Below are 23,577 nucleotides of genomic sequence, written 5' to 3' on the forward strand. Positions count from 1 at the left end.
TGGTGGCAGCCCACACCCCCGCATTCGACGGCACCGACCAGGGCCGAGGAGCCAACCGTGTCAACTCCCCCCGCAGGCAGGGAACTCGGCGCCTTCCTGCGCGCCCATCGCGAGCTCCTCAAGCCCTCCGACGTCGGCCTCACCGCCACCACCCGGCGCCGCACCCCCGGTCTGCGCCGCGAGGAGGTCGCCTCCCTCTCCGGCGTCGGCCTGGCCTGGTACACCTGGGTCGAGCAGGGGCGGGTCACCGCCTCCCGGCAGGTGCTGGAGGCGATCGCCCGGGTGCTGCGGCTGGACGCGGCCGGGCTGCGGCACGCCATGCGACTGGCCGGCTACCACGAGCCGACGGCGGCCGCCGCCTCGGAGGACGGCGCCGACCGGCTCGCCGAGGCCATCCGGCCGGTCCTGGACTCCTGGCCCACCAGCCCGGCCGTCCTGCTCGACCGCCACTTCGACCTGCTCGGCTGGAACGCCGCCTGGGTCGCGCTCTGGGGCTCGCCCGAGTTCGTCCCCGCCGACCGGCGCAACCTGATGTGGGTGATGGCCGCCGACCACCGGGTGCGGGCCGTGTTCCGCGACTGGGAGCCGCTCGCGATGAACGTCTTCCAGCAGTTCCGGGCGCAGGCCGGCCCCGCCCTGGCCGACCCCCGCACCGGCGAGGTCTACCGGCACCTGGACGAGGACGCGCCCGAGTTCCGGCACTGGTGGGGGTGCCACTCGGTGGCGGAGCTGACCGTCCGCACCGTCACCGTCGAGCCGGCCGGGCTCGGCCCGGTCCGGCTGACGCTGTCGTCCTTCCACCCGGTGGACGACCCGACCGCGACGGTGCTGCTGTTCACCCCGCACGGCGCCGCCGACCGGGCGCGGATGACCGAACTGGTCGATCATCCGTTGCGCGCGGTCGGCGGCGTGGAGGGGGAGCGCCGGGTCGGCTGAGCCGCCGGCCCTGCCGGGCATCCCGGCCGTTCCGGCGGGGCCTCAGGCGCCCGATGCGGCGGACCGGCGCAGGCCGAGGCTGACCGCCAGCGCGCCCAGGGCGGCCACCAGCGCGAGCCCGGTGCCGATCAGCAGGGTGCCGTCCGCGACGTTGCCGAACGTGCCGATCGCCCAGGCGCCGAGGCCGGTGCCCGCGTACATGGTCGAGGTCAGCCACGCGCTGGAGGTCGCCCGCAGCTCCGGGGCGATGGTGCCGGCCAGCGTCTGCTGGTCCGTCACGAAGCCTCCGGAGGCCAGGAACCACACCACCACGCCGGCCAGGGCGAGGACCAGGCCGGGCCCCTTGGCCGCCAGCGCGACGCCCGCCGCCAGCAGCACGCCCCACAGCGGCAGCATCGGCAGGTCGGAGCGCCCGGCGGTCCTGGCCCGGTCCCCGAGCCGGCCGCCCAGCAGCGAGCCGACCAGGCTGCCCGCACCGACCAGCACGCCCACCAGGCCCAAGGCCTGTACCGACAGGTCGAAGCGCTGCACCAGCACCGCGCCGAGGAAGGTGTAGGCGCCCAGGTTGGCCGTGTTGAACACCGTGTTGACCAGCAGGGCGCGCCGCAGCGTCGGGTCGGCCCAGCCCGCCAGGATCGCCCGGACCGCCCCCACCTGCGGCGCGGCCGCCTGCGCCGAACGGCGCTGGACCTGGCTCAGCAGCAGCGGCACGGCCGCCGCGGTGCCGATGGTCAGCGCCCAGAACGCCGACCGCCAGCCGGCCAGTCCGGCGAGGAAGCCGCCGAGCGGCACGCCGATCACCTGGCCGCAGGAGAACAGCGCCATGCCCAGGCCGAGGGCCCGGCCGCGTACCGCCTCCGGTGCGGTCTCGGCGATGTGTGCCCAGATCGCCGGCCCGGCCGCGGCCGCCGCCAGCCCGGCCACCGCGCGGGAGACGACCAGCAGCGTCAGCCCGGTGGAGAGGGCGGCCGCCGCGTTGGACACGACGAACAGCAGGGTGCCCGCCACCAGTGTGCGGCGGCGGCCGAACCGGTCGCTCAGCAGCCCGAGGAAGGGCGCCGCGACGGCGTACACCAGCACGTAGGCGGTGACGCTGGAGGCGGCGGCCGCCTCGGTGGTGTGCACCGAGTCCGCGATGGTCGGCAGCAGCGGCGACACCAGGAAGGTCTCCGTGCCGAACAGGAACAGCAGGAGGAACACTCCCGCGTAGCGCCACCGTTCGAAGGCCTGGGCCGGCGCCAGGGGCGGGACGTCCTCGGCCTGTTCGGGCCGGGGCGGGTCGGAGATGCTGCTCACAGCGATCACCACCTTGTCGTGCGAGGGAGCGGCCGGGCCTTCGGACGGCAGGCGGAAGCGGCCGCGACGGGAGGGCAGGAGTCCGATGCGGCCATCCTGCGGACGGCCCTCGCGGCCAGCCAGACAGGCGGTCATCCTGTGACCCCAGGTCACAGGCTGCCGCCCTGGTCCGGCCGGTGACCCGGTGGCCGACTACTGACCGTCCCCGCCGTCCCCGCCGTCCCCGCCGTCCCCGCCGTCCCCGCCGCCCCATCGACCCTGCGGGTCGGCCGCGGGTGGTCGCGATCACCAGGGAAGTGAGGTTAGGCTAACCAAACTTGATGGACGGTCGAGGGTGAGGGCGGTGCCGGGGATGCACAGTCAGGGTGAGCCGGGGTGGGCGCGGACACGGGACGGCCGAGAGCTGTTCTACCTGCGGCGGCCGGGGCCCGGCGGCGAGGGCGTGCCGACGGTCGTGCTGGAGGGCGGGCTCGCCTCCAGCCGCTCGTACTGGGCGCCGGTGCAGCTCCGGCTGGACGGGGTCGCGGCCACGGTGGCGTACGACCGCAGCGGGCTCGGCCGCAGCGCGCCGGACCCCGCGCCGCGCCCGCTGCGCCGCCTCGCCGAGGACCTCAACGACCTGCTCGACCACCTCGGCGGCCTCGGCCCCGGGCCGTTCGTCCTGGTCGGGCACAGCTGGGGCGGGCCGATCGTCCGGCTCGCCGCCGCGGCCCGCCCCGAGCGGATCGCGGGCCTGGTGCTGGCCGACCCGACGGACGAGTCCTGCGACCTGGTGTTCGCGCCCTCGGTGCGCCGCCAGGAGCGGATCGGGCAGGCGGTCAGCATGCTGCTGGCCCGCACCGGCCTGCTGGCCCGGGCCTTCCGCCCGATGCTCGACGCCCTTCCGGCGGACGCCGCGGCCGAGATGCGCGAGGAGGGGTTCACCGTCTCCACCATCCGCACCCGGGGCGCCGAACTCGGCTCCGTCGTCGCGGACTTGACCGCCATGAAGGAGAACCCGCCGGCCCTCGGCGGCATCCCGCTCACGGTGGTCTCGGCCGTCCGGACCTCGACCGGCATGGGCCCGAAGGTCCGGGAGGCCGTGAACGCCTCCCATGCTTACCGCGTCGGCCGGGCCGAGGTCGGCCGCCACGTACTGGCGGCCGACGCCGACCACATGGTGCCGACCAGTGACCCCGACACCCTGGCGCGCGAGATCCGGCGGATCGTCGAGGGCCGGGCACCCGCCTAGGAATTGACTGATCGTCAGTTTTCGATGATCTCCAGGCTGGCGACGATGCCCGGAACGCCGCCGGGGTAGGTGTTGCCGCCGAGGTAGAAGGTGTGGCCGTCCGGGGCGAGTGCCAGGCCGGTGGCGAGTTCCACCTTCTGCGGGTTCACCGTCTCGGCGGGGACGAGCGCGTGGGCCTCGGTGTCGTAGGAGAGGATCACGCTCTCGTAGTGGTAGCCGGGAGGGGTGGGTCCGCCCGGGGCGACGAAGACGGTCGACTTGGAGATGAAGTACAGGCGGCTCCCGTCCGGGCTGACGACCGGGTAGCGGAGGTCGGTGTTGCCCGGTGCGAAGTGGAAGTTCTCGGTGACGGTATCGGTCTCGGTGTCGACGAGGTAGTCGCTCTCGTAGCCGCCGAGGCCGTACAGCGTGCTGCCGTCGGGGCTGAGCACCGCGCCGCCGGAGGCGCCGTGTCCGGCGGTGAGGGTGCGGACGGTGGTGAGCGAGGTGGGCGTGGCGGCCAGGTGGACCAGGCCTGCTCCGGTGGTGACGTACAGGTCCTGGCCGTTGGGGCGCAGGACGATCGAACCGACGCTGAAGTCGGTGACGCCGACGGAGGCGGTGAAGGTACCGGTGGCGGTCGAGTACGCGAGGACCCGGGCGGGCTGGAAGCCCCAGCGCTGCCGCGGCCCGTTCTGGGCCAGGTAGACGCCGGCGCCGTCCGGGCTGACCACGAGGGAGCTCGGCGAGCCGTCCACGTAGCCGTCGGGGTGCGGCTGGACCGGGAGCAGGACGTCGGCGGCCACCGTGTCGCTGTCGGTGTCGATGGTGACCAGGTGCTGCGCCCCCACGGTCGCGTACAGCCGCGTGCCGTCGGGGCTCATCGCCAGCGCGCCGACGAAGGAGTTCGCGGCGGTGGAAAGGGTGAGCCGGGCGGTGATCCCGCCGGTCCGGGTGTCGACGACCTTGACCGCGGGCGTGCCGCGGGGGTCGTCGGTCACCCCGACGTAGGCCTTCGTGCCGTCCGGGGTGACGGCGGTCGTCGGGTACGCGTACCCCACCGGGACGACCTGGGGGGCCGTGGTGGTGGCGGGCTGTGCGGTGGCGATCCCGGCTCCGGCGGTCAGCAGCAGGCCGACCGATGCCGCGGTGCCCAGCCAACGGGCCTTTGCCATGAGCGACTTCACGAAATCCTCCCCTGTGACACACGATGCGTCCGCATCGGCGGGAGTCAGAGTATGGGGCCGGGAAGGCGAGTTGGGCGCCGATGACGCAGTCGACGACTCGGGGTAGACGCCATGGCCGCCCATGCCTACAGCACATGACGGGGCGCGTGACGGGGCACACGGCGTGGCGCGCGGGGCTGCACGATCGGATCAGGGGGCGTCCGGTGCTTGCGCCGTGCAGGCGGCAAGGGCGGTCAGGCGGTCCACCTCGACCCATTCGTCGAGGTGGAGGCCGATCAGGTGGTGGCCCCGGCTCCACGGGTGGTCCGCGACGGGAGGGGTGGGTGGCGGCGAGGGGGAGTCGGCGTGGTGGAGGTACCAGGAGCTGAGGCGTTCCAGGGCGGCGCGGCGCTCGGCGGTACCGGTCTCGGCGGTGCAGCGTTCGGCGGCGTAGAGGCGCAGGAGATCGTTGAGCCGGTAGCGGTGGTGGTCCTCGTGGGTGAGCAGGTGGGCGGTGGCCAGGTGATCGAGGATGGGCCGGACGGCGGCGGTGGGGGTGTCGGTCAGGGCGGCTGCCGCGCCGGGGCCGACGCCGACGGCCGGGGCCAGGGCGAGCAGCCGGAGCAGGGCCCGGGCCTCGGCGGGGAGCGAGCGGTAGGAGAGGTCGAAGGCGGCGCGGACCGCCGAGGTGGCGTCGCCGTCGATGACGAGACGCCTCGAACCAGGAGCAGTTGATGAACCGTCTGAAGAAGGTCGTCGCCACCGCGACCGCCGTCGCCGCAGCCGCCCTGATCCCGCTGTCCGCGGCCCCGGCCGAGGCTGCCACCGGACCGGGCACCCACCTGGGGATGACCTGGTCCGTCGTCGCCTACGGCCCGGAGGGCACCGTCCAGGTCGGCGGCCCCGGTGGCAGCCCGAGCAACGCCTGCAACGGCGACACCGCGCCGTCGGTCTCGCTGCCCGTGCTCTGCCTCGACGTCGACGGCAGCCCGGCCCCGTCCGGGATCAGCATTGGCTTCTACAACGGTTGGGCGCAGGGCACCGTCGCCCTCAGCCAGCCGGTCAGGGGCGCCCGGCTCAACAGCCGGGCCGCGGCGGACAGCCTCTGCCAGGCCTCCTTCGGGGCCGGCTGGCGCGAGGCCGAGTTCCACGACGGCCACTTCGGGTCCGACCTGGCGCAGACCGGTGGCTGGACCTTCTGGGCCTACGGCAACATCCCCAACAACACCCGGTTCTGGACGGCCATCAACGACCAGGCGGCCAACCCCTGGAACTGACCGGGCCGAAGCCGCCGTTGCGCCCGCCCACCCGGCGGGCGCGACGCTGCCCGGATCGCCGCCGCTCAGCGCATGACGCGGCCCCGCTCAGCGCACGAGGCGGCTCCGGTGCCGGGGAATCCGTGCACCGGGGCCGCCTCGTCGTGCCGTCGTGCTGTCGTCCGGCGGCCCGCGGTGGCGACGTGTGGCCGTCCGTGCGTACGGAACGCGTCAAGATGTCCGGCGGCGGCAACCGGGTGGGCCGGAACGACCGTCCACGCCATCAGAAGCACTGATCGATCGTCAGGGGAGCCCGGCCGTCGGGCCGGACGGCCCCTGGCGCGGCATCGTCGTAGGGCGACGTCCGGCAGGCGCCGTCCGAGTCCGCGTCCGACCGACCACCACATGGGGGAACGCTCATGACACAGCTGCTCATCGAAGAGAACTTCCAGCACCTCGACGGCCAGGACGTGGAGTCGCTGATCGAGGCCCTCGCCGAGTTCGGTCTGAACGCGGAGCCCACCCAGCCCCGCACGGGGACCCGAAACGGCGAGTGGGCGCTCGTCCTGCACTGGCTCGGGGACGACATCGGGCCGATCACCGAGGACGCCGTGACGACGGCGCTCGTCATGGCGGTGACAGAGGTGCTGGGCCGGGCGCACTCGGCCGGGCCCGGCGGGACCAGCGTGCGGCGCCGCACGCTGCCGGTCCGCATCGACATCCGCGGACGTACGGGAGAGCTGATCACGTCCGTTGCGGTGCCGGGCGCGAAGGCGGCGCCGTCGGCTGCGTCGTGATGGCACGGCAGGGCCGCGGTGGCCGGGCGGCGTGCCGCAGCCGGCCCCGTCGCCTCCCGCGGCTGAAGCGCGGTGGCGGTCGGCTGGAGGTGGCCGACCCGCTCGAACGCTGCTGTACGGGCGCTCCGAGGCGGCCCGCCATCCTCGGCGGATGCGCTGCTCACTGCTCGGTTCCTGCCTGCGCTCGCTGCTGCGAGGCCTGATCGCCCTCGGGCAGCTGTCGGGGTACGCCCCGCCGGTCGCGCCGCCGCCTCCCGCTGGTCCCGGGCCGGGCCACCCGGAGCGGCTCCGCCCCGACCTGCCGCTCAGCGACGTCGAGAGGGAGCTGCGCAGGCAGCTGCGCGACATCTCCGGTGGACCGGTGCCGCGCGACTTCTGACCCCTTCGGGGCCGGACGGTCAGGAGTTGCTGGACACCGCCTCGGGGGCGGCCGAGCGGGCGCGGAGCGATGGTGGTGGCGTGCCCCGCGGGGCGACGCGTCGCAGCAGCGGCCCGGTCATCAGGGTCGTGACGAGGGCCATGACCACCATCGTGCTGAACATCCGGGTGTCGATGACGCCGAGCCGGTGGCCCACGTTCAGGATGACGAGCTCGGTGAGGCCTCGGGCGTTGAGCAGGATGCCGAGGGCGGCCGCCTCCCGCCTGGTCGAGCCGGTGAGCCGGGCAGCGGCGGCGGCACCGGCGAACTTGCCGACGCAGGCCGTCACCAGCACCGCGGCCACGATGACCAGGCCGTGCCACCCGATGCCGGTCAGGTCGACGGCCAGCCCCGTGACCGTGAAGAAGGCCGGCAGCAGGAGGAGGCCGGCCTGCTCGATGCGCTCCGGGACCTCGGGCGCGAGGGCGTCGATCCGGTCGCGGGGCACCGCCGCGCCGAACATGAAGGCGCCGAAGACGGCGTCCAGGCCGATCTCGCCGGTGACCCAGGCGGAGAGCAGTGTCCCGGTGACGAGGACGGCGTGGATCCACGGTCCGCCGACGGCGCGGCGCCGCTCCGGCGCCAGCAGCCAGCCGAGGGCGGGGCGGACGACGCAACCGAGGACGAGCACGACGACGACCGTGTTCAGCGCCAACCGTCCGAGCGCCCAAGGGCTCTGGGCGTTCACCACGGCCACTACCACGGCCAGCGCACACCACGCGAGGAAGTCCTGCAGGGCGGCGCAGGCGAGCGACAGGGTGCCGAGCGGATCCTGGTGCATCCCGCGTTCGGCGATGATCCGGGCGAGGACGGGGAAGGCCGTGATGGACATCGCCGTCCCCAGGAACAGGGCCGGGCCCAGCCAGCCGGTGGTTCTCAACTGGTAGGCGTCGAACCAGGGTTGGAGCAGCACCGCGAGGCCCAGGCCGAGCGCGAAGGGCAGTGCGACGGAGCTGAGCGACACCGCCGTCACCCGGCGCCCGGCGCCCCGCAGATGGGCGGTGTCGAACCGGTACCCCACGATGAACATGAAGAAGACCAGGCCGAGTTGGGAGAGCACCCGCAGATGGGGCTGGACCTCGGGGGGGAACAGGACGGCGTCCAACCGTCCCGGGAGCAGACCGATCAGGCTGGGCCCGAGGGCGACCCCGCCGACGATCTCACCCATGACGGCGGGCTGGCGCAGCCGGACGGCCAGTCTCCCGCAGACGAACGCGGTGCCGAGGATGACGGCCAGGGCGACGAGCACACCGCCCGCCGTCGCCGCCTCGGTCGGCCCGGCGGCCGACAGTTGATGCGGATCGATCAGTGGAGTCATCACGCTCTACCTCTTCGCTCGGTGCCCCGGTGAGGGCGGCTGCCAGGCCGGTACGGGAAATGGGGTGACGTACCGGGAGGGGTGGGGGAGGGCGCCGGTCACCGTCCGGTGGAGCCGAGCAGATCGGTCCGCAGCCGGACGGGCGAGGTGCCGAAGGCGATCCGGCGCAGCATCGCGCCGTAGAGCGGGGTCCTGGACACCAGAGCCGCCGTCCGCGGGCGGATCGCCGAGGAGAGGCGCCCGGTGGAGAGCATCATCCGGCTCTGGATCCGCTGGATCCGGGTGATCCGGTCCACCTCGGGCCTGCGCAGCGCTGTGTACCGGTCGAGCCGGGCCGCGCCGGCGTCGGCGCTGCGCACCGCCTCGACCAGGACGGGGTGAGCCGCGACGGCGTCCCGAATGGCGAGGTTGATGCCCTGCGCGCCGATCGGGCTGTGGGTGTGGGCGCTGTCGCCGATCAGCACCAGCCCGTCGCGCACCCACTCCTCGGCGCTGCCGGAGAAGACGTCGAGCAGGGACAGGTCCCCGAAGCCGGTGATCTCCTCGCGGATGCGCTCGGCGTACTCCGGTGCGGCGTGGCACAGTTGCTCGATGATGTGGTCGGCTCCCCGGTCGGCCAGCCGACGGAAGCCGCCGTGCGGGAGCGTCCAGCCGAGCTGGAGCGAGTCGGGCACCGAGGAGTAGCTCAGGACCGGATTGCCGCCGGCCCGGAAGACCCGGACGTCCCGCGTGTGCCCGGTGCTCCGCTGCGGCGCTCCGCTCAGCCGGAACCAGAGGACGTCCTGGCTGAACAGCTCCTGGCGCCGGTAGCCGATGCCGGCGAGGGTGCGGATCTTCGAGAAGCGGCCGTCCGCCGCGACCACGCACCGCGCCCGGATCACCTGCTCGCCCGCGCCGCCGGCCCCGGCGGCGACCGCCCCGCGGACGACGCCGCCCTCCTCCACCAGCCCGCTCGCCCTGGTGCCCGCCAGGTAGCGGAAGCCGTCGTGCCGTGCGCAGGCGGCCAGCAGCTCGGCCAGCAGGTGGCGTTGTGGCAGGCTCAGCAGGCAGTTGTACGGTCCGGGCAGCCGTCGGTAGTCACCGTTGATGAGGATCCGGCCGCGCTCCTCCAGCAGGAAGCGTTGGTGCTCGACGGCGCCGTGCGCCCGCGCCGGGCGGAGGACGCCCAGCTCGTCCAGCAGTGCCTGGCCGCCGGGCTGGAGGATCTCGCCGCGGTACGTCCGGTCCAGCGAGCGGCTGCGTTCCAGCAGGGTGACCCGCACGCCGGAGCGGACCAGGAGCAGGGCGAGCGTCAGCCCGGCGGGGCCGCCGCCGACCACGCAGATGTCGGTGTCGATGTCCATGCGACCAGAGGCTAGGCAGCACTCCTCAACGCCGGTTCGCGCGGCGGGCCGCGCGGCAGGTGGACGGCGGCTCGAATCCGCCGCGAGGGCGGGAGCCGACGATCGGTGCCGGCGGATTTCTTCTCACGGACAGGAGGCGATCGGGTATGTCGGATGCGGAGCGGGGGAGCAGCGGTGTCAGGTGAGGACGGGCGGCGCCGCGTGGTGGTGACCGGGATGGGGGTGGTGGCCCCCGGCGAGGTCGGCACCAAGGCGTTCTGGGAGTTGCTGACCGCGGGCCGGACGGCGACCCGGACGATCTCGACGTTCGACCCGTCGCCGTTCAGGTCCCGGGTGGCCGCCGAGTGTGATTTCGATCCGGTGGCCAGTGGTCTGACCCAGCGTCAGATCCGGCAATGGGACCGCACCGCGCAGTTCGCCATGGTGGCGGCGCGCGAGGCACTGGCCGACTCCGGGGTGTCGGGGTCGAACGATCCGCTCCGCACCGGGGTGATGGCCGGGACGGCGTGCGGGATGACGATCAGCCTCGACCGCGAGTTCGCCGTGGTCAGCGACGAGGGCCGGCGGCAGCTGGTCGACGACGCCCACGGTGTGCCCTATCTGTACGACTACTTCGTGCCGTCCTCGATGGCGACCGAACTGGCCTGGCTGGTGGAGGCCGAGGGGCCGGTGGGCGTGGTCTCGACCGGGTGCACCTCCGGTATCGACGTGATCGCCCACGCCTGCGACCTGATCCGTGACGGCGAGGCGGACGTGATGCTGGCCGGTGCGTCGGACGCGGCGATCTCTCCGATCACGGTGGCCTGCTTCGACGCGATCAAGGCGACCTCGCCGCGCAACGACGAGCCGGAGAGCGCCTCGCGGCCGTTCGACCTGACCCGCAACGGCTTCGCCCTCGGCGAGGGCGCGGCGATGTTCGTCCTGGAGGAGCGCGAGCACGCGCGCCGACGCGGCGCGCACGTCTACGCCGAGGTCACGGGGTACGCCGGGCGCTGCAACTCCTACAGCATGACGGGGCTGCGGCTGGACGGGAACGAGATGGCGGAGGCGATTCGGGTCGCGCTCGACCGGAGCCGGATGAATCCCGAGGACATCGCGTACGTCAACGCGCACGGCTCGGCCACCAAGCAGAACGACCGGCACGAGACGGCCGCGTTCAAACGGAGCCTCGGCGGGCACGCCTACCGGGTGCCGGTCAGCTCGATCAAGTCGATGATCGGGCACTCGCTGGGCGCGGTCTGTGCCCTGGAGTTCGCCGCCAGCGCGCTGGCGATCGAGCACTCGGTGGTTCCGCCGACGGCCAATCTGCACGTGCCCGATCCCGAGTGCGATCTGGACTACGTGCCGCTGGTGGCCAGGGAGCAGCGGGTGTCCACGGTGCTCAGCGTGGCCAGTGGTTTCGGTGGCTTCCAGAGCGCGATCGTGCTGGCCGAGCCGGAATGGAGCGGGGCATGACGAAGGTCGTGGTGACCGGTATCGGCGTGGTGGCGCCGAACGGCTGGGGTGTGGAGGAGTACTGGGAGGCCACGCTGGCCGGCCGTTCGGGCCTCGGCCCGGTGACCCGCTTCGACTCGGCCGGCTACCGGGCGCACGTGGCCGGTGAGGTGAACTTCCGGCCGGAGGACCATCTGCCGAGCAGGCTGCTGCCCCAGACCGACCACATGACCAGGCTGGCGCTGGTGGCGGCGGAGGAGGCCCTGGCCGACGCGGGGGCGGACCCGGCGACGATGCCGGACTTCGCCGCCGGGGTGGTCACGGCCGCCTCCGCCGGCGGGTTCGAGTTCGGGCAGCGGGAGCTGACGGCGCTGTGGAGCAAGGGCCCGGCATACGTCAGCGCGTACCAGTCCTTCGCCTGGTTCTACCCGGTCAACACCGGGCAGATCTCGATCCGGCACGGCATGCGGGGCCCCGGCTCGGCGCTGGTGGCCGAGCAGGCGGGCGGGTTGGACGCACTGGCCAAGGCGCGGCGGCACGTCCGGGAGGGCACCGCGTTGATGCTGGCGGGCGGGGTGGACGGCTCGCTCTGCCCGTGGTCGTGGCTCTGCCTCACCCGCAGCGGCACGGTGAGCCCGGAACGGGACCCACGGCGGGCCTTCCTGCCGTTCGACGCCGACGCGTCGGGCGGGGTGCCGGGGGAGGGCGGTGCGCTGCTCGTCCTGGAGGATCCCGAGCGGGCGGCCGGGCGCGGGCAGCGCCGCCACTACGGGGAGGTGGCCGGCTACTCGGCCACCTTCGACCCGCGCCCCGGTTCCGGGCGTCCGCCCGGGCTGCGGCGGGCGATCGAGGCGGCGCTGGCCGACGCCGGGGCCGGCCCGTCCGACATCGACGTGGTCTTCGCCGACGCCAGCGGGGTGGCCGAGCGGGACCGGGCGGAGGCCGAGGTGCTGAGCGCGGTGTTCGGACCGCGCGGGGTGCCGGTGACGGCGCCCAAGACGATGACCGGCCGGCTGCTCGCCGGGGGTGCCCCGCTGGACGTGGCCGCGGCGCTGCTGGCCATGCGGGACTCGGTGATCCCGCCCTCCGTCCACCTCGGACGGCCCGCCTTCGGTGAGCTGGACCTGGTGGGGGACCGGCCGAGGCCGTCCCGGCTGGGGAGCGCGCTGGTACTCGCCCGTGGGCACGGCGGGTTCAACAGCGCGCTGGTGCTGACGGGTTGCTGACCGACCGCTGACCGACTTCCGACCGACTTCCGACCGACTGCAGGCGAGCCGCGGAAGCGGCCGCCGAAGAACCGACCGACGATCGACCGAACTGAGGAAACGCCATGGCAGAGTTCACCCTTGACGATCTGATCACCACGCTGCGCGAGGCCGCGGGCGTCGACGAGGGCGTCGACCTCGACGACGTCCTGGACGTGCCCTTCGAGGCCCTGGGCTACGACTCGCTGGCGCTGTTCAACACCGTCAACATGATCGAGCGGGACCGGAGCATCGCGCTGCCGGACGACGTCGTGGTCGAGGCCAGGACCCCGCGGCAGCTGCTGGCCGCGGTCAACCTGAGCCTGACCCAGGTGGGTTGAGCGTGTGCGGCATCGTTGGGGCGGTCGACTTCGACGCCTCCCCCGAGCAGCGCCGTGATCTGCTGCAGGCGATGACGGACACCATGGCCTGCCGAGGGCCGGACGCCGAGGGGCTCTGGTTCGGCCCGTGGGTCGGCTTCGGCCACCGCCGGCTGGCGGTGATCGACCCGGCGCACGGGCAGCAGCCGATGACCGCCCGGCACCGGGGCCGCGGCGCGGCGATCACGTTCGCCGGCGAGGTCTACAACTTCCGTGAGTTGCGCGCCGAGTTGATCGCGCTCGGCCACCGGTTCCGGACGGCGTGCGACACCGAGGTGGTGCTCCGCGGCTACCTCCAGTGGGGTGCCGCGCTGGTGGACCGGCTCAACGGCATGTACGCCTTCGGCATCTGGGACGAGCAGGCCGAGGAACTGCTGCTGGTCCGCGACCGGATGGGCGTCAAACCGCTGTACTACTACCCGACAGACACGGGCGTGCTGTTCGGCTCGGAGCCGAAGGCCGTCCTCGCCGACCGCGCGGTGCCGCGCAGGGTCGGCGCGGAGGGGCTGTGCGAGGCGCTGGACATGGTCAAGACGCCCGAGGCGGCCGTCTTCTCCGGGATGCGCGAGGTCCGGCCCGGCCAACTCGTCCGGGTCGGGCGCACCGGGGTGCGCCGGCACACCTACTGGCGGCTGGAGGCCCGTGAGCACACCGACGACCTGTCCGCGACCATCGGGACGGTGCGGGAGCTGCTGTCCGACACGGTCGCGCGCCAGCTGGTCTCGGACGTGCCGCTGGGCTGCCTGCTCTCCGGAGGCCTCGACTCCTCGGCGGTGACGGCGCTGGCGGCCCGGTCGGGGCCGGTGCGCTCGTTCTCGGTGGACTTCCGGGGCGCGGCGGACGGCTTCGCCCCGGACGCGGTGCGCCAGGCGCCGGACGCGCCGTTCGTCCACGACCTGGCCCGGCACGTGGGTGCGGAACACCGCGAAGTCCTGCTGGACAGCGGCGATCTGACGGATCCGGCGGTGCGCGCCGCGGTGCTGCGGGCCACCGACCTGCCGCCCGCGTACTGGGGTGACATGTGGCCCTCGCTGTACCTGTTCTTCCGGGCGGTGAAGCGGGAGTGCACGGTGGCGCTGTCCGGCGAGGCCGCGGACGAACTGTTCGGCGGCTACCGCTGGTTCCACAACCCGCTGGCCCTGCGCGCCACCACCTTCCCCTGGCTCACCTCGGGTTCGGCACGCTACTTCGGCGGCCGCTCGCTGTTCCAGCAGGGACTGCTGGACAAGCTCGACCTCGACGGCTACCGGGCCGCGCGGTACTCGGAGGCGCTCGCCGAAGTGCCGGTGCTGCCGGGGGAGTCCGCCGATGACCGTCGGATGCGCGAGATCACCTATCTCAACCTGACCCGGTTCGTGCAGACCCTGCTCGACCGCAAGGACCGGATGAGCATGGCGGTGGGCCTGGAGGTTCGGGTGCCGTTCTGCGACCACCGGTTGGTGGAGTACGTCTTCAACGTGCCGTGGGCGATGAAGTCCTTCGACGGCCGGGAGAAGAGCCTGCTGCGCGCGGCCGTCGCCGACCTGTTGCCGCGGTCGGTGGTCGAGCGGGTCAAGACCCCGTACCCGGCCACCCAGGACCCGGGCTACGAGGCCGTGCTGCGCGCCGAACTCGCCCGGCTGCTGCGCGACGCGGACGCCCCGGTCCTGCCGCTGCTGGACCTCGGGCGGGCGCGGGCGGTCGTCGACCGGCCGCTGGGCGCGGTGAGCCGCCCGTACGACCGGGGGAGCCTGGAGCTGGTGCTCTGGCTCAACTCCTGGCTCACGGAGTACGAGGTCACGTTGGACCTGTGAGATCCGCGGTGCCACTGTCGCCCGCGACCGACGGGGGCAGTTCGTCGGCCAGCGCCGCCCGAAGGCCACGCAGCACTCGCAGCGTGGCCTTCAGGTCGTCCGGGTCCAGTGGCGAGGCCAGGTGTTCCAGCCAGCGCCGCTCGGCCGGCTCCAGCAGGGCGAGTGCGTCGGCGCCCTTTGCGGTCAGCGAGACCAGCGGTGCGCGCCGGTCCGCCGGGTTGGGGCTGGTGGTGGCGAGGCCGTCCTCGACCAGTTTGACCACGGTCTGCTGGACGGCCTGGCGGCGCAGCCCGCGCTCCCGCGCGAGGTGCGCGGCGCTGTGCGGACCGTCTGCCAGCAGGCCGAGGACCTGCCATCGCGCGGAGGTCAGCCCGAACCGGCCGGACAGCCCGTCGCCCGCGCGCAGCAGGGCGCCGTTGACGGCGAACAACTCGGTGGTGATCTCGCTCAAGGTATCTGCCACGGGGGAGAGGTCGGTCATGACGGAAGCCTAATCGCAGCACGCTCGCGCGATTTCGACAAGAGCTTGTCATTTACTCGAGGTGGGCACTACCCTCAAATTGACAAGAGCTTGTCGATTTTGTGTGTCGGGCCCGGGTTGTGCGGTCGTCCGGCACCGCACGGCGGGCCGACCGAAACCGCATGGAGAAACAGGACATGGCAAACCTCGCCTCGCAGACCGACGAGGCCGTCGCGGACGACGCCGGCCCGGCCGGCTTCACCCACCGCCAGATCATCACGGCCCTCACCGGACTGCTGCTGGCAGTCCTGCTCGCCGCACTCGACCAGACCATCGTCTCGACCGCGCTGCGCACGATCGGCGACCAGCTGCACGGGCAGACCGTCCAGGCCTGGGTCATCACCGGCTACCTGGTCAGCTCCACGATCGCGATGCCGTTCTACGGCAAGCTCTCCGACATCTACGGCCGCAAGCCGCTCTACCTGGCGGCGATCGTGGTCTTCATCGTCGGGTCGGCGGCCTGCTCGCTGGCGAACTCGATGGAGACGCTCGCCGTCGCCCGCGTGGTCCAGGGACTCGGCGGCGCCGGGCTGATGTCGCTGCCCACGGCCGTCATCGCCGACCTCGCCCCGGTGCGGGAGCGCGGCCGGTACTTCTCCTACCTGATGATGGCGTGGGTCGCGGCCAGCGTGCTCGGCCCGCTGGTCGGCGGGCTGTTCGCGGGCGCCGGCGAGATCCTGGGGGTGACCGGCTGGCGCTGGGCCTTCCTGATCAACGTGCCGCTCGGGCTGGTTGCGCTGCTGAGCGTGCGCAAGGCACTCAACCTGCCGCACCAGCGGGTGAACCACCCGATCGACTACCGGGGCGCCGTCACCCTCGCGCTCTGGCTGGTGCCGCTGCTGGTCGTCGCCGAGGAGGGCCTCGACTGGGGCTGGGGTTCGGGCCGTTCGCTGGTGCTGTACGCCGTCGCCGCGCTCGGCCTGGTGCTGTTCGTCCTGGCGGAGCGGGCCCGGGGCCTGGAGGCGATGGTCCCGCTGCGGCTGTTCAAGCGGGGCGGGATCACCCTGGCCACCGCAGTCAACTTCACCATCGGTGTCGGCATCTTCGGTACGGTCTCCACCCTGCCGCTCTACCTCCAGCTGGTGCAGGGCCGCACCGCCACCGTGGCCGGGCTGGTGATCATCCCGCTGATGACGGGCGCGATCATCTCCCAGATGGTCTGCGCGAAGATCATCAAGAAGACGAACCGGTTCAAGAAGCCCGCCATCGTCGGGCTCGGTTCGATGGCCGGCTCGCTGCTGGGGCTCTCCACGGCCGGCGCCGACACCCCGCTGTGGGTGGTGGTGGTGCTCACGGCGTGGCTCGGCCTGGGCATCGGGCTCTCCCAGACGGTCATCACCCTGGCCATCCAGAGCGCGGCGCCCCAGTCCGAGCTGGGCGTGGCCAACGCCGCCTCCGGCCTGTTCCGTCAGCTCGGCGGCACGGCGGGCGCCGCGGTCTTCATGTCGGTGCTGTTCGGCGTCGCGGCCGGCCGGATCGGCGGTGACCTGAACGGTGACGAGGCGGTGCGCCAGGCGCTCTCGGACCCCGCCACGAGCGGTGGCCTCGCGGCCCGCACGATCGACGCCTTCGCCGCCGGCTTCCAGACGATGTTCCTGGTCGGCGGCCTGATCCTGGCGGTCGGCTTCGTGCTCACCTTCCTGCTGCGGGAGCTGCGCGACGAGGAGTGACCGCGCGTCCGAGGCAACCCGCGTACCCCTGGTCCCGCTCCCGGGCCAGGGGTACGCGGCGTACCCGACGGCGACTCGAACGCGCCCGACGAGCATGGGGACACCGCACCGGACTGCCGAGAGTGGAGACCCCATGCCCACCATGCCCCTACCCCTGCCCGAGGACCTCGCCGGCGACTGCGTCGACGGCCCGACCTTCCTGTCCATCATGGGCGCGCTGCCCACCGGAGTGACCGTGGTGACCACCCTGGGCGCCGACGGCGAGCCGTACGGGTTGACCTGCTCCGCGGCGTGCAGCGTCTCCAAGACGCCGCCGCTGCTGCTGGTCTGCATCCATCGGGAGAGCCGGGTGCTGCGGGCCGTGCTGGACCGCGGCGAGTTCGTGGTGAACGTGCTGCGCGGTGGTGGTGAGGACACCTCCGCGCTGTTCGCCTCGGCCAGTGGCGACCGCTTCAGCGGCGTCCGCTGGGAGCCCAGCCGGCTCGGTGGCCTGCCCACCGTGCCGCTGGACGCCGTCGCGCACGCCGAGTGCCGGGTCGCCGCGGCCCTCGACGCCGGCGACCACACGATCGTGATCGGTGCCGTCGTGGACGGTGCCGCCCGGCCGGAGGTGCCCAGCCCGCTGATGTACTGGCGCCGCTCCTACGCCCGCTGGCCGGTCGAGGAGGACCCGAGGACCGTCGCGCTGACCCTGGCGGCCGAGGGCTGAGCGGCGCGCCGACGACGGAAGGGGCCGCGTCCGGGGATCAGCTCCCCGGGCGCGGCCCTCGGCGGTCCCGCCGGCCGTCCTCGGCCGGACAGGACCCTAGCTCCTGCGCATGGCGGCCTTGACCTCCTCGGCGCTGGCGGCCAGCAGCTCCCGGATCTCCGGGCGGGGGTGGTCGGTGGCCCACTGTGCGAGCTTGATCATCTTCTCGGCCGTCGGGTTGATGTGATGGGTGTCGGGGTCGTTGAAGCCCAGCGCGGGCAGCATCCAGTCCGACTCCCGCACCCGCTGCTCCAGGGTGGCGGCGGCCTCCTCGGCCGTCATCCGCTTGGCGTCCACGGCCTCGCACAGCTCGGTGAGCTCGTCGAAGGCCTCCTTGTAGAAGTCCAGCGGGCACCACAGCCCCGGGTACGGGTTGTCGTCCAGGGCCTGGCAGTGCGTGTCGTCACCGGTCTCCTTGGTCGCGGTCAGCGCGTTGAGGATGCGCTTGCCGCCGATCACGCTGGCCGAGGCCCAGATCCGGAACACCGAGTTCCACAACGGGTAGTGGGAGAAGGAGATGAACGAGTTGTTCACCAGCCGGTCGTTGTAGTCCAGCAGGCCCTGCTCCAGCCGCTCCACGTAGGCGAACCGCTCCAGCGAGAAGTCGTCCTCGCGCAGCGCTGCCATCAGCCGCCAGGACAGCGCGTTGATGATCTCGCAGGTGTTGGACAGCCCCCGGGAGAACAGCGGGTCGATGAACCCGGCCGCGTGCGACATCAGGCACCAGCGCTCGCCGACCGTCCGGGTCGAGGAGTACTGCATCCGGTCCGTCCGGACCCACTCGCGCACGCTCCGGGCGCCCTCCAACTGCCGCCGCACCGCGGGGAAGCGGTCCACGTGGGACCAGAACTCCTCCTCGGCGGTGAGGTCCTGGCGCGCCGGGTACGTCCTCGGGTCGAGCTGGATGCCCACGCTGCACAGGGGATTGGTGGCCCCGGGGTGGTTGTCGAACGGGATGATCCACATCCAGCCGCGCTCGAAGATGTGGTGCATCGTCCCGTCGTTCCACGGCACCGGCGGACGCAGCCCGTCGGGCGTGTCCAGGTGGTCGTCGATCGCCTCCACCCCGACCATGTGCGTGAAGATCGAGCGCGCGTGGTGCTTGAGCCGGCTGGGCTCCTCCCGCAGCCCTAGCTGCTTGGCCAGCGGCGAGCGGAACCCGCTGGCGTCGACCAGGTAGCGGGCGCGGTAGCTGCTGCCGTCCGCGCCGACCACCGTGACCCCGTCGTCGTCGAGGTCGACGCGCTCCACCCGGTAGTCCTGCCGCGCGTCGCAGCCGTAGCGGACAGCGGTGTGGAACATGTACGCGTCGGTGTCCTGCCGGAAGAAGTGCGCGGCGTTGCCGACGATCCCGGGGATGCGGAACTGGCTGGTGAGGTTCGGGTCCGGCTCCTCGCCGTCCTCGTGGAACATGAACCCGAAGTTGCTCTTCTGCCCGTGCGCGCTGCTCACGTTGGCCAGCACGTCCTCGAAGCTCGCCAGGTGGGCGATCTCCGGGATCCCGTACCGGTCGGCGATCAGCCGCAGCACCACCAGCGTCTGCCCGATGGTCGACTCGCCGACGGCGAACCGGGGGTGGTGGGTGCCGTCGAGCAGCAGGACGCGGAAGTCCTGCTTGGCCAGGATCGAGCCGAGCATGGTGCCCGACAGGCCGGTGCCGACGATGACCACGTCGTACGGCTGTTCCGCCTGCGGTGCGGCGTGCTCCGTCACGTCGTTCTCCCTTCCGTTCAGGCGGACTTGACGCCGATGGCGAAGTGGTCCCGGGTGATGGTGTCGGTGGCGGTCACCCGGTCGACCGTGAAGCCGGCCTCCTCCAGGTAGTCGCGGGCCTGCTGGAGCGAGTACGCGGAGCTGTCGTCCCGGATCATGGTGTGGTTGATCCGTTGCAGCAGGACCTCCGGGTCCCGCTCGTCCGGGTCGATCATGGCGTCGTAGAGCACCACCGCGCCGCCGGGCCGCACCGCCTTGTGGGCGCGCCGCAGCAGCTCCCGGCGGTCGTCGACCGGCCAGTCGGGCAGCACGTGGCCGAGGATCACCACATCGGCCTCCGGCATCGGGGAGGCGAAGAAGTCGCCGCCGTGGAAGGTGACCCGGTCGGCCGTCCCGGCCGTGCTCACCAGCTCGTCGAAGAGCGGGCGCAGCGCCGGCAGGTCGAAGACGGCGCCCCGCAGGTGCGGGTGGGCCGAGGCGATCCGGGAGGCCACGTTGCCGCGCGCGCCGCCGACGTCCACGAAGGACGTGTAGCGGCTCCAGTCGAGCTGGCGGGCCAGCTCGTCCGCGGTGAACCCGTTGTGGGCGTCCATGTGCGCCATGACCTGGCGGGCGCGGTCGAGGTCCTCGTAGTGCTTGGGGTAGGCCAGCGGACCCTGCGCGGCGACGGCGGACTTGGCCTTGCCGTCGCGCAGCGCGTCGGTCAGCTGCGCCCAGGCGTGGAAGTGCAGCCGGGCGTGCTGCTGGGCGGTGCCGCCCAGGTAGGTCGGAGCGTCCGGGAGCAGGAACTCCTCGGCGAGCGGGGCGGCGCGGTAGCGGCCGTCCTCGGCCGTCAGCAGGTCGAGGCCGACCAGGGCGTCCAGGAAGTCCTTGAACAGCCGGTGGTCGACGCCCAGTTCGGACCGGATCTCGTCGACGCCGGCGGAGCGGTCCGCCAGTAGCTCGAAGAGGCCGAGCTCCACCGCGCTCTGGAGCGCCTTCGCTTGGAAGTAGGCGGTGTTGAGTGCGACGATCCGGCGCGCGCGGGCGGCGGGGCTGCCGGTGACTGAAGTCATCTTCTCCCTCTCTCGGTGTGCTGCGGGTGTCGTGCGGGTCGTGCGGTTCTCAGGCGGCGCCGAACCAGGTGGTCGCGGCGTGGCGGAGCTCCTCGCGCCGCGCCGGGGGCCCGGCCCAGGCGACGTAGCCGTCAGGGCGGATCAGGAAGGCGAGGTCGGGCTCCGCGCCCGCGACCTTGGCGGTCACGGTGGTGACGCGGTCGGCCCAGGCGGCCAGTGGCGAGGTTGCCAGTGGCGAGGCGGCCGGTGGCGAGGCGGCCGGTCCGGGTTCGGGCAGCAGCAGCAGCCCGCGCGCCTCGGTGAAGCAGCCGCTGATCCGTCGGCCGCCCCCGGCGGTGAGCAGGTCGGCGTCCGGCATCCGGCGCCCGACCGACGGGTGGTCACCCGTCCCGTAGGCGACGTCGAAGCCGGACAGCATCCCGGCGATGTGGCGGTTGGTGTCCGGCAGTGCCATCAGCTCGCGGAAGGTCTGGCGCAGCGCGTCGTACCTCGGGTCCGGGTCGATCAGCACGGCCTGGGTCCGGGTGTTGCGCACCACGCCGTCGGCGACCGGGCGCCGCTCGCCCTGGTAGCTGTCCAGCAACTCCTCGCCGCCCTGGCCGCGTACCACGGACGCGAGCTTCCAGCCGAGGTTCACCGCGTCCTGGATACCGAGGTTGAGCCCCTGCCCGCCGGCCGGCAGGTGGATGTGCGCCGCGTCGCCGGCCAGCAGCACCCGGCCGCTGCGGTACGCCCCGGCCAGCCGGGAGACGTCGGTGAGCCGGGACAGCCAGGTGACGTCGTGCATCCCGTGGTCGCCGCCGGTGTGCTCGACCAGGGCCGCGCGCATCTCCTCCTCGGTGACCGGCGCGTTGCGGTCGGGGAAGGGCTCGCCGAACCAGGCGACGGTGGCCCGGTAGACGTCCGGCTTGTGCTGGAAGGCGCCGAACCAGGACCTCTTCTCCGGGTTGACCAGACCCACCGGGCGCATCGGCCCCAGTCCCTCACCGCGCGGCAGCTCACCTCGGAACCGCATGTCCCCGATCAGCGCGTACATGTGCGGGTCCTGGCCGGTGAAGGCGATCCCCGCCTGCCGGCGTACGGTACTGCCGCCGCCGTCGCAGCCGACCAGGTAGCGCGCCCGGACGGTGCCGGTCCCGGTCTCGACGGTCACGCCGTCCTCGTCCTGGGTGAAGCCGGTGACGGGAGCGCCCCGGACGATCCGCACGCCGAGTTCCCGCGCCCGCTCGGCCAGCAGCTCCTCCGTGCGCAGCTGCGGCACCAGCAGCACGTACGGGTGCCGGGTGTCGAACTCCTCGAACCGCATCGGCACGCCCAGGCTGGCGAAGTTGCCGCCCTTGAGCAGGCCCGCGCCCTCCAGGAACCGGTCGAGCAGCCCGCGCAGTTCCAGCAGTTCCACGGTGCGGCCCTGCATGCCCATGGCCTTCGAGTGTTTCTCCGGCTCCTCCCTACGCTCCACCACCAGCGTCCGGGCACCGCCCAACGCCAGCTCGCAGGCGAGCATCAGGCCCGTCGGCCCCGCACCCGCCACCACCACATCGCAGTCCATCGCGCCCTCCGCTGCCGGCTCCTGTACGACGGGCCCACCGTGCCAGCGCCGCTTCGAGCCGGTGTCCAGCGCTCTTGGCAGCCCTGGCGCGGGCGGGGCACGAAAGCGGCTCGAAGGGCGACGCCTAGCGTCGGCGGAATCCCTGATCCGACCGATGTGAGGACCCGTCATGCCCTTCACCGCGAACGAGGCCGCCTATCTGGCCTCGCAGTCGCTAGCCCGCCTGGCCACCGTGGACGGTCGCGGGCAGCCGCACGTCGTCCCGCTCGGCTTCCACTACAACGCCGGCCTCGGCACCATCGATGTGACCGGTCGCGGCATGGCCCGCAGCCTCAAGTACCGCCACGTGCAGGAGAATCCGAAGGTCTCGCTGGTCGTGGACGACGTGCTGGACCCGGCGGACTGGGTGGTCCGGGGCCTGGAGATCCGCGGCACCGCGCAGGCGCTCCCCACCGGCGGCAAGGAGGTCCTGCCGCACGTCGACGACGAGCTGATCCGGATCACCCCGGAGCGGATCGTCTCCTGGGGCATCGACTCCGACTGCCAGGCGACGCCGCTGGCCCGCACCGTCGCGAAGGGGGCCCGGGCATGATAGAGCGGCTGCCGAAGTTCCCCTGGGACGTCCTGTTCCCCTACCGCAAGCTCGCCGCCGCCCACCCCGACGGGCTGGTCAACCTGGCGCTCGGCGACCCGGTGGACCGGACGCCGGCCGTCGTCCGCGCGGCCCTGGCCGCCGCCGCGGACGCCCCCGGCTACCCGTCCACGGAGGGTACGCCGCAGCTCCGCGAGGCCGTCGCGGCATGGCTGCTGCGGCGCGAGGGCGTGAGCGTGGACCCGTCCGCGGTGATCCCCGCGGTCGGCACCAAGGAGCTGATCGCCTGGCTGCCCACCATGCTCGGCCTGGGCCCCTCCGACGTCGTCCTGGTGCCCGAACTCGCCTTCCCCACGTACGAGGTGAGCGCCCGGCTGGCGGGTGCCCGGCTGGTCCGGACGGCCTCGCCGCTGGACTACGACGGCCCCGCCCCCAGGGTGGTCTGGCTGAACTCCCCGTCCAACCCGGAGGGCCGCGTCCTCGGCACCGCCGAGCTGCGCGCGATCGTCGGCTGGGCGCGGGAACGCGGCGCCCTCGTGGTGAACGACGAGTGCTACCTCGACCACGTCTGGGAGGGCGAGACCCGCTCGGTGCTGCACCCCGAGATCAGCGGTGGCAGCCACGAGGGGGTCCTGGCCGTGCACTCGCTCTCCAAGCGCTCCAACCTGGCCGGCTACCGGGCCGGGTTCGCTGCCGGGGACGCGGCGGTGATCGCCACGCTGCTGGAGGTGCGCAAGCACGCCGGACACATGGTGCCCGCCCCGGTGCAGGCCGCCATGGTGGCGGCGCTCGGCGACGACTCGCACCTGGCGGGGCAGCGCGGGAGCTACGCCCGGCGGCGGGCCGTGCTGCGCGCGGCGCTGCTGGAGTGCGGCTTCCGGATCGACCACTCGGTGGGCGCGCTCTTCCTCTGGGCGACCAGGGACGAGCCCTGCTGGGTGACGGTGGGCGCGCTGGCCGAGCTCGGCATCCTGGTGGCGCCCGGGGAGTTCTACGGCGAGGCGGGCGCGCGGCACGTCCGGGTGGCGGTCACCGAGACCGACGAGCGGGTCGAGCAGGCGGTGAAGCGGCTCGCCGCGGCCTTCTGACGGACGGAGTGGACGACGGCGTCGGTCCCCGAGACCCGGTGGGGTCTCGGG

At 73.1% G+C, this 23,577-nt stretch carries 22 protein-coding genes; 14 read left to right on the plus strand and 8 right to left on the minus strand.

What is annotated here, in order from left to right; all coding sequences use genetic code 11:
* Positions 1 to 57: 57 nt before the first annotated feature.
* Positions 58 to 936: a helix-turn-helix domain-containing protein gene (locus tag ACFWPT_RS33305; RefSeq protein ID WP_244293271.1), complete on the plus strand. Its 879-nt coding sequence runs from the start codon at positions 58 to 60 to the stop codon at positions 934 to 936.
* Between the two features lie 42 nt (positions 937 to 978).
* Here the strand turns inward: ACFWPT_RS33305 and ACFWPT_RS33310 are convergent, their stop codons facing one another.
* The gene (locus tag ACFWPT_RS33310; RefSeq protein WP_380378333.1) at positions 979 to 2,232 is read right to left on the minus strand and encodes an MFS transporter; all 1,254 of its coding nucleotides are present in this window, start codon (positions 2,230 to 2,232) and stop codon (positions 979 to 981) included.
* Between the two features lie 352 nt (positions 2,233 to 2,584).
* On the opposite strand from ACFWPT_RS33310, the gene ACFWPT_RS33315 reads away from it, so the two are divergent.
* Positions 2,585 to 3,463, plus strand: a complete 879-nt coding sequence (locus ACFWPT_RS33315) for an alpha/beta fold hydrolase (RefSeq protein ID WP_380486348.1) — start codon at positions 2,585 to 2,587, stop codon at positions 3,461 to 3,463.
* A 14-nt stretch (positions 3,464 to 3,477) separates the two neighbouring features.
* On the opposite strand, the gene ACFWPT_RS33320 is transcribed toward ACFWPT_RS33315, so the two are convergent.
* A complete protein-coding gene (locus ACFWPT_RS33320) occupies positions 3,478 to 4,617 on the minus strand; it encodes a WD40 repeat domain-containing protein (RefSeq protein ID WP_380486351.1) in 1,140 nt (379 codons plus the stop codon).
* 357 nt (positions 4,618 to 4,974) lie between these two features.
* Here ACFWPT_RS33320 and ACFWPT_RS33325 point away from each other — a divergent pair, with 357 nt between their 5' ends.
* The 4 genes from ACFWPT_RS33325 to ACFWPT_RS33340 all read left to right on the plus strand — a co-directional run bounded on the left by ACFWPT_RS33325 (position 4,975) and on the right by ACFWPT_RS33340 (position 7,040).
* Positions 4,975 to 5,343 carry a hypothetical protein gene (locus ACFWPT_RS33325; RefSeq protein WP_380486353.1) on the plus strand — a complete coding sequence of 123 codons (369 nt, stop codon included), beginning with the start codon at positions 4,975 to 4,977 and terminating at the stop codon, positions 5,341 to 5,343.
* On the plus strand, positions 5,343 to 5,885 hold the full coding sequence (locus ACFWPT_RS33330; RefSeq protein WP_380486355.1) for a hypothetical protein: 543 nt from the start codon (positions 5,343 to 5,345) through the stop codon (positions 5,883 to 5,885). Before ACFWPT_RS33325 ends, ACFWPT_RS33330 begins: the two co-directional genes overlap by 1 nt.
* A 398-nt stretch (positions 5,886 to 6,283) precedes the next feature.
* Entirely contained in the window at positions 6,284 to 6,661 is a 378-nt protein-coding gene (locus ACFWPT_RS33335; protein ID WP_063346348.1) for a hypothetical protein, read from the plus strand.
* Between the two features lie 151 nt (positions 6,662 to 6,812).
* Positions 6,813 to 7,040 carry a DUF6059 family protein gene (locus tag ACFWPT_RS33340; protein ID WP_063346347.1) on the plus strand — a complete coding sequence of 76 codons (228 nt, stop codon included), beginning with the start codon at positions 6,813 to 6,815 and terminating at the stop codon, positions 7,038 to 7,040.
* A gap of 19 nt (positions 7,041 to 7,059) precedes the next feature.
* On the opposite strand, the gene ACFWPT_RS33345 is transcribed toward ACFWPT_RS33340, so the two are convergent.
* Together ACFWPT_RS33345 and ACFWPT_RS33350 are read right to left on the minus strand one after the other, a co-directional pair.
* Complete coding sequence (locus ACFWPT_RS33345; RefSeq protein ID WP_380486357.1) at positions 7,060 to 8,397, minus strand: cation:proton antiporter; 1,338 nt, start codon at positions 8,395 to 8,397, stop codon at positions 7,060 to 7,062.
* Positions 8,398 to 8,495: 98 nt separating this feature from the next.
* Positions 8,496 to 9,740, minus strand: a complete 1,245-nt coding sequence (locus tag ACFWPT_RS33350) for an FAD-dependent monooxygenase (protein WP_380427882.1) — start codon at positions 9,738 to 9,740, stop codon at positions 8,496 to 8,498.
* Between the two features lie 174 nt (positions 9,741 to 9,914).
* On the opposite strand from ACFWPT_RS33350, the gene ACFWPT_RS33355 reads away from it, so the two are divergent.
* From ACFWPT_RS33355 to asnB, 4 genes are all read left to right on the plus strand, one after another.
* Positions 9,915 to 11,195 carry a beta-ketoacyl-[acyl-carrier-protein] synthase family protein gene (locus tag ACFWPT_RS33355; RefSeq protein ID WP_380486360.1) on the plus strand — a complete coding sequence of 427 codons (1,281 nt, stop codon included), beginning with the start codon at positions 9,915 to 9,917 and terminating at the stop codon, positions 11,193 to 11,195.
* Complete coding sequence (locus ACFWPT_RS33360) at positions 11,192 to 12,400, plus strand: ketosynthase chain-length factor (protein ID WP_063346343.1); 1,209 nt, start codon at positions 11,192 to 11,194, stop codon at positions 12,398 to 12,400. Before ACFWPT_RS33355 ends, ACFWPT_RS33360 begins: the two co-directional genes overlap by 4 nt.
* Positions 12,401 to 12,504: 104 nt before the next feature.
* On the plus strand, positions 12,505 to 12,759 hold the full coding sequence (locus ACFWPT_RS33365; RefSeq protein ID WP_063346342.1) for an acyl carrier protein: 255 nt from the start codon (positions 12,505 to 12,507) through the stop codon (positions 12,757 to 12,759).
* Positions 12,760 to 12,761: 2 nt separating this feature from the next.
* The gene (gene asnB / locus ACFWPT_RS33370; protein WP_380486362.1) at positions 12,762 to 14,591 is read left to right on the plus strand and encodes an asparagine synthase (glutamine-hydrolyzing); all 1,830 of its coding nucleotides are present in this window, start codon (positions 12,762 to 12,764) and stop codon (positions 14,589 to 14,591) included.
* Here asnB and ACFWPT_RS33375 read toward each other — a convergent pair.
* Entirely contained in the window at positions 14,575 to 15,072 is a 498-nt protein-coding gene (locus ACFWPT_RS33375; protein WP_063346340.1) for a MarR family winged helix-turn-helix transcriptional regulator, read from the minus strand. The genes asnB and ACFWPT_RS33375 overlap by 17 nt on opposite strands.
* A 176-nt stretch (positions 15,073 to 15,248) precedes the next feature.
* Between ACFWPT_RS33375 and tcr3 the strand changes: the two genes are divergently transcribed.
* Both tcr3 and ctcQ read left to right on the plus strand, forming a co-directional pair.
* Positions 15,249 to 16,781 carry a tetracycline efflux MFS transporter Tcr3 gene (tcr3, locus tag ACFWPT_RS33380; protein ID WP_380345791.1) on the plus strand — a complete coding sequence of 511 codons (1,533 nt, stop codon included), beginning with the start codon at positions 15,249 to 15,251 and terminating at the stop codon, positions 16,779 to 16,781.
* A gap of 133 nt (positions 16,782 to 16,914) precedes the next feature.
* Positions 16,915 to 17,490 carry a flavin reductase CtcQ gene (gene ctcQ, locus ACFWPT_RS33385; RefSeq protein ID WP_380379901.1) on the plus strand — a complete coding sequence of 192 codons (576 nt, stop codon included), beginning with the start codon at positions 16,915 to 16,917 and terminating at the stop codon, positions 17,488 to 17,490.
* A gap of 96 nt (positions 17,491 to 17,586) precedes the next feature.
* Here the strand turns inward: ctcQ and ACFWPT_RS33390 are convergent, their stop codons facing one another.
* Genes ACFWPT_RS33390 through ACFWPT_RS33400 form a run of 3 tightly spaced genes read right to left on the minus strand, consistent with a single transcriptional unit; the run spans position 17,587 to position 21,846 of the window.
* A complete protein-coding gene (locus ACFWPT_RS33390; protein WP_380486365.1) occupies positions 17,587 to 19,242 on the minus strand; it encodes an NAD(P)/FAD-dependent oxidoreductase in 1,656 nt (551 codons plus the stop codon).
* Between the two features lie 17 nt (positions 19,243 to 19,259).
* Positions 19,260 to 20,297 carry a methyltransferase gene (locus tag ACFWPT_RS33395; RefSeq protein WP_380346391.1) on the minus strand — a complete coding sequence of 346 codons (1,038 nt, stop codon included), beginning with the start codon at positions 20,295 to 20,297 and terminating at the stop codon, positions 19,260 to 19,262.
* A gap of 49 nt (positions 20,298 to 20,346) precedes the next feature.
* Positions 20,347 to 21,846 carry an FAD-dependent monooxygenase gene (locus ACFWPT_RS33400; protein ID WP_380486369.1) on the minus strand — a complete coding sequence of 500 codons (1,500 nt, stop codon included), beginning with the start codon at positions 21,844 to 21,846 and terminating at the stop codon, positions 20,347 to 20,349.
* A 169-nt stretch (positions 21,847 to 22,015) separates the two neighbouring features.
* Between ACFWPT_RS33400 and ACFWPT_RS33405 the strand changes: the two genes are divergently transcribed.
* Entirely contained in the window at positions 22,016 to 22,438 is a 423-nt protein-coding gene (locus tag ACFWPT_RS33405) for a PPOX class F420-dependent oxidoreductase (RefSeq protein WP_380379910.1), read from the plus strand.
* Entirely contained in the window at positions 22,435 to 23,526 is a 1,092-nt protein-coding gene (gene dapC, locus ACFWPT_RS33410) for a succinyldiaminopimelate transaminase (RefSeq protein ID WP_380486371.1), read from the plus strand. The genes ACFWPT_RS33405 and dapC overlap by 4 nt, the downstream gene beginning before the upstream one ends.
* Positions 23,527 to 23,577 lie beyond the last annotated feature (51 nt).

The organism is Kitasatospora sp. NPDC058478 (genome assembly GCF_042720345.1).
Taxonomy (GTDB): Bacteria; Actinomycetota; Actinomycetes; order Streptomycetales; family Streptomycetaceae; genus Kitasatospora.

Excerpts from the sequence above, each read along its gene's own strand:
- ACFWPT_RS33315 (WP_380486348.1), top strand. The coding sequence starts at position 2,585 with ATGCACAGTCAGGGTGAGCCGGGGTGGGCGCGGACACGGGACGGCCGA.
- tcr3 (WP_380345791.1), top strand. The coding sequence starts at position 15,249 with ATGGCAAACCTCGCCTCGCAGACCGACGAGGCCGTCGCGGACGACGCC.
- ACFWPT_RS33335 (WP_063346348.1), top strand. The coding sequence starts at position 6,284 with ATGACACAGCTGCTCATCGAAGAGAACTTCCAGCACCTCGACGGCCAG.
- ACFWPT_RS33360 (WP_063346343.1), top strand. The coding sequence starts at position 11,192 with ATGACGAAGGTCGTGGTGACCGGTATCGGCGTGGTGGCGCCGAACGGC.
- dapC (WP_380486371.1), top strand. The coding sequence starts at position 22,435 with ATGATAGAGCGGCTGCCGAAGTTCCCCTGGGACGTCCTGTTCCCCTAC.
- ACFWPT_RS33350 (WP_380427882.1), bottom strand. The coding sequence starts at position 9,740 with ATGGACATCGACACCGACATCTGCGTGGTCGGCGGCGGCCCCGCCGGG.
- ACFWPT_RS33405 (WP_380379910.1), top strand. The coding sequence starts at position 22,016 with ATGCCCTTCACCGCGAACGAGGCCGCCTATCTGGCCTCGCAGTCGCTA.
- ACFWPT_RS33365 (WP_063346342.1), top strand. The coding sequence starts at position 12,505 with ATGGCAGAGTTCACCCTTGACGATCTGATCACCACGCTGCGCGAGGCC.
- ACFWPT_RS33345 (WP_380486357.1), bottom strand. The coding sequence starts at position 8,397 with ATGACTCCACTGATCGATCCGCATCAACTGTCGGCCGCCGGGCCGACC.
- ACFWPT_RS33375 (WP_063346340.1), bottom strand. The coding sequence starts at position 15,072 with ATGACCGACCTCTCCCCCGTGGCAGATACCTTGAGCGAGATCACCACC.
- ACFWPT_RS33340 (WP_063346347.1), top strand. The coding sequence starts at position 6,813 with ATGCGCTGCTCACTGCTCGGTTCCTGCCTGCGCTCGCTGCTGCGAGGC.
- ACFWPT_RS33395 (WP_380346391.1), bottom strand. The coding sequence starts at position 20,297 with ATGACTTCAGTCACCGGCAGCCCCGCCGCCCGCGCGCGCCGGATCGTC.
- ACFWPT_RS33330 (WP_380486355.1), top strand. The coding sequence starts at position 5,343 with ATGAACCGTCTGAAGAAGGTCGTCGCCACCGCGACCGCCGTCGCCGCA.
- ACFWPT_RS33320 (WP_380486351.1), bottom strand. The coding sequence starts at position 4,617 with ATGGCAAAGGCCCGTTGGCTGGGCACCGCGGCATCGGTCGGCCTGCTG.
- ctcQ (WP_380379901.1), top strand. The coding sequence starts at position 16,915 with ATGCCCACCATGCCCCTACCCCTGCCCGAGGACCTCGCCGGCGACTGC.
- ACFWPT_RS33400 (WP_380486369.1), bottom strand. The coding sequence starts at position 21,846 with ATGGACTGCGATGTGGTGGTGGCGGGTGCGGGGCCGACGGGCCTGATG.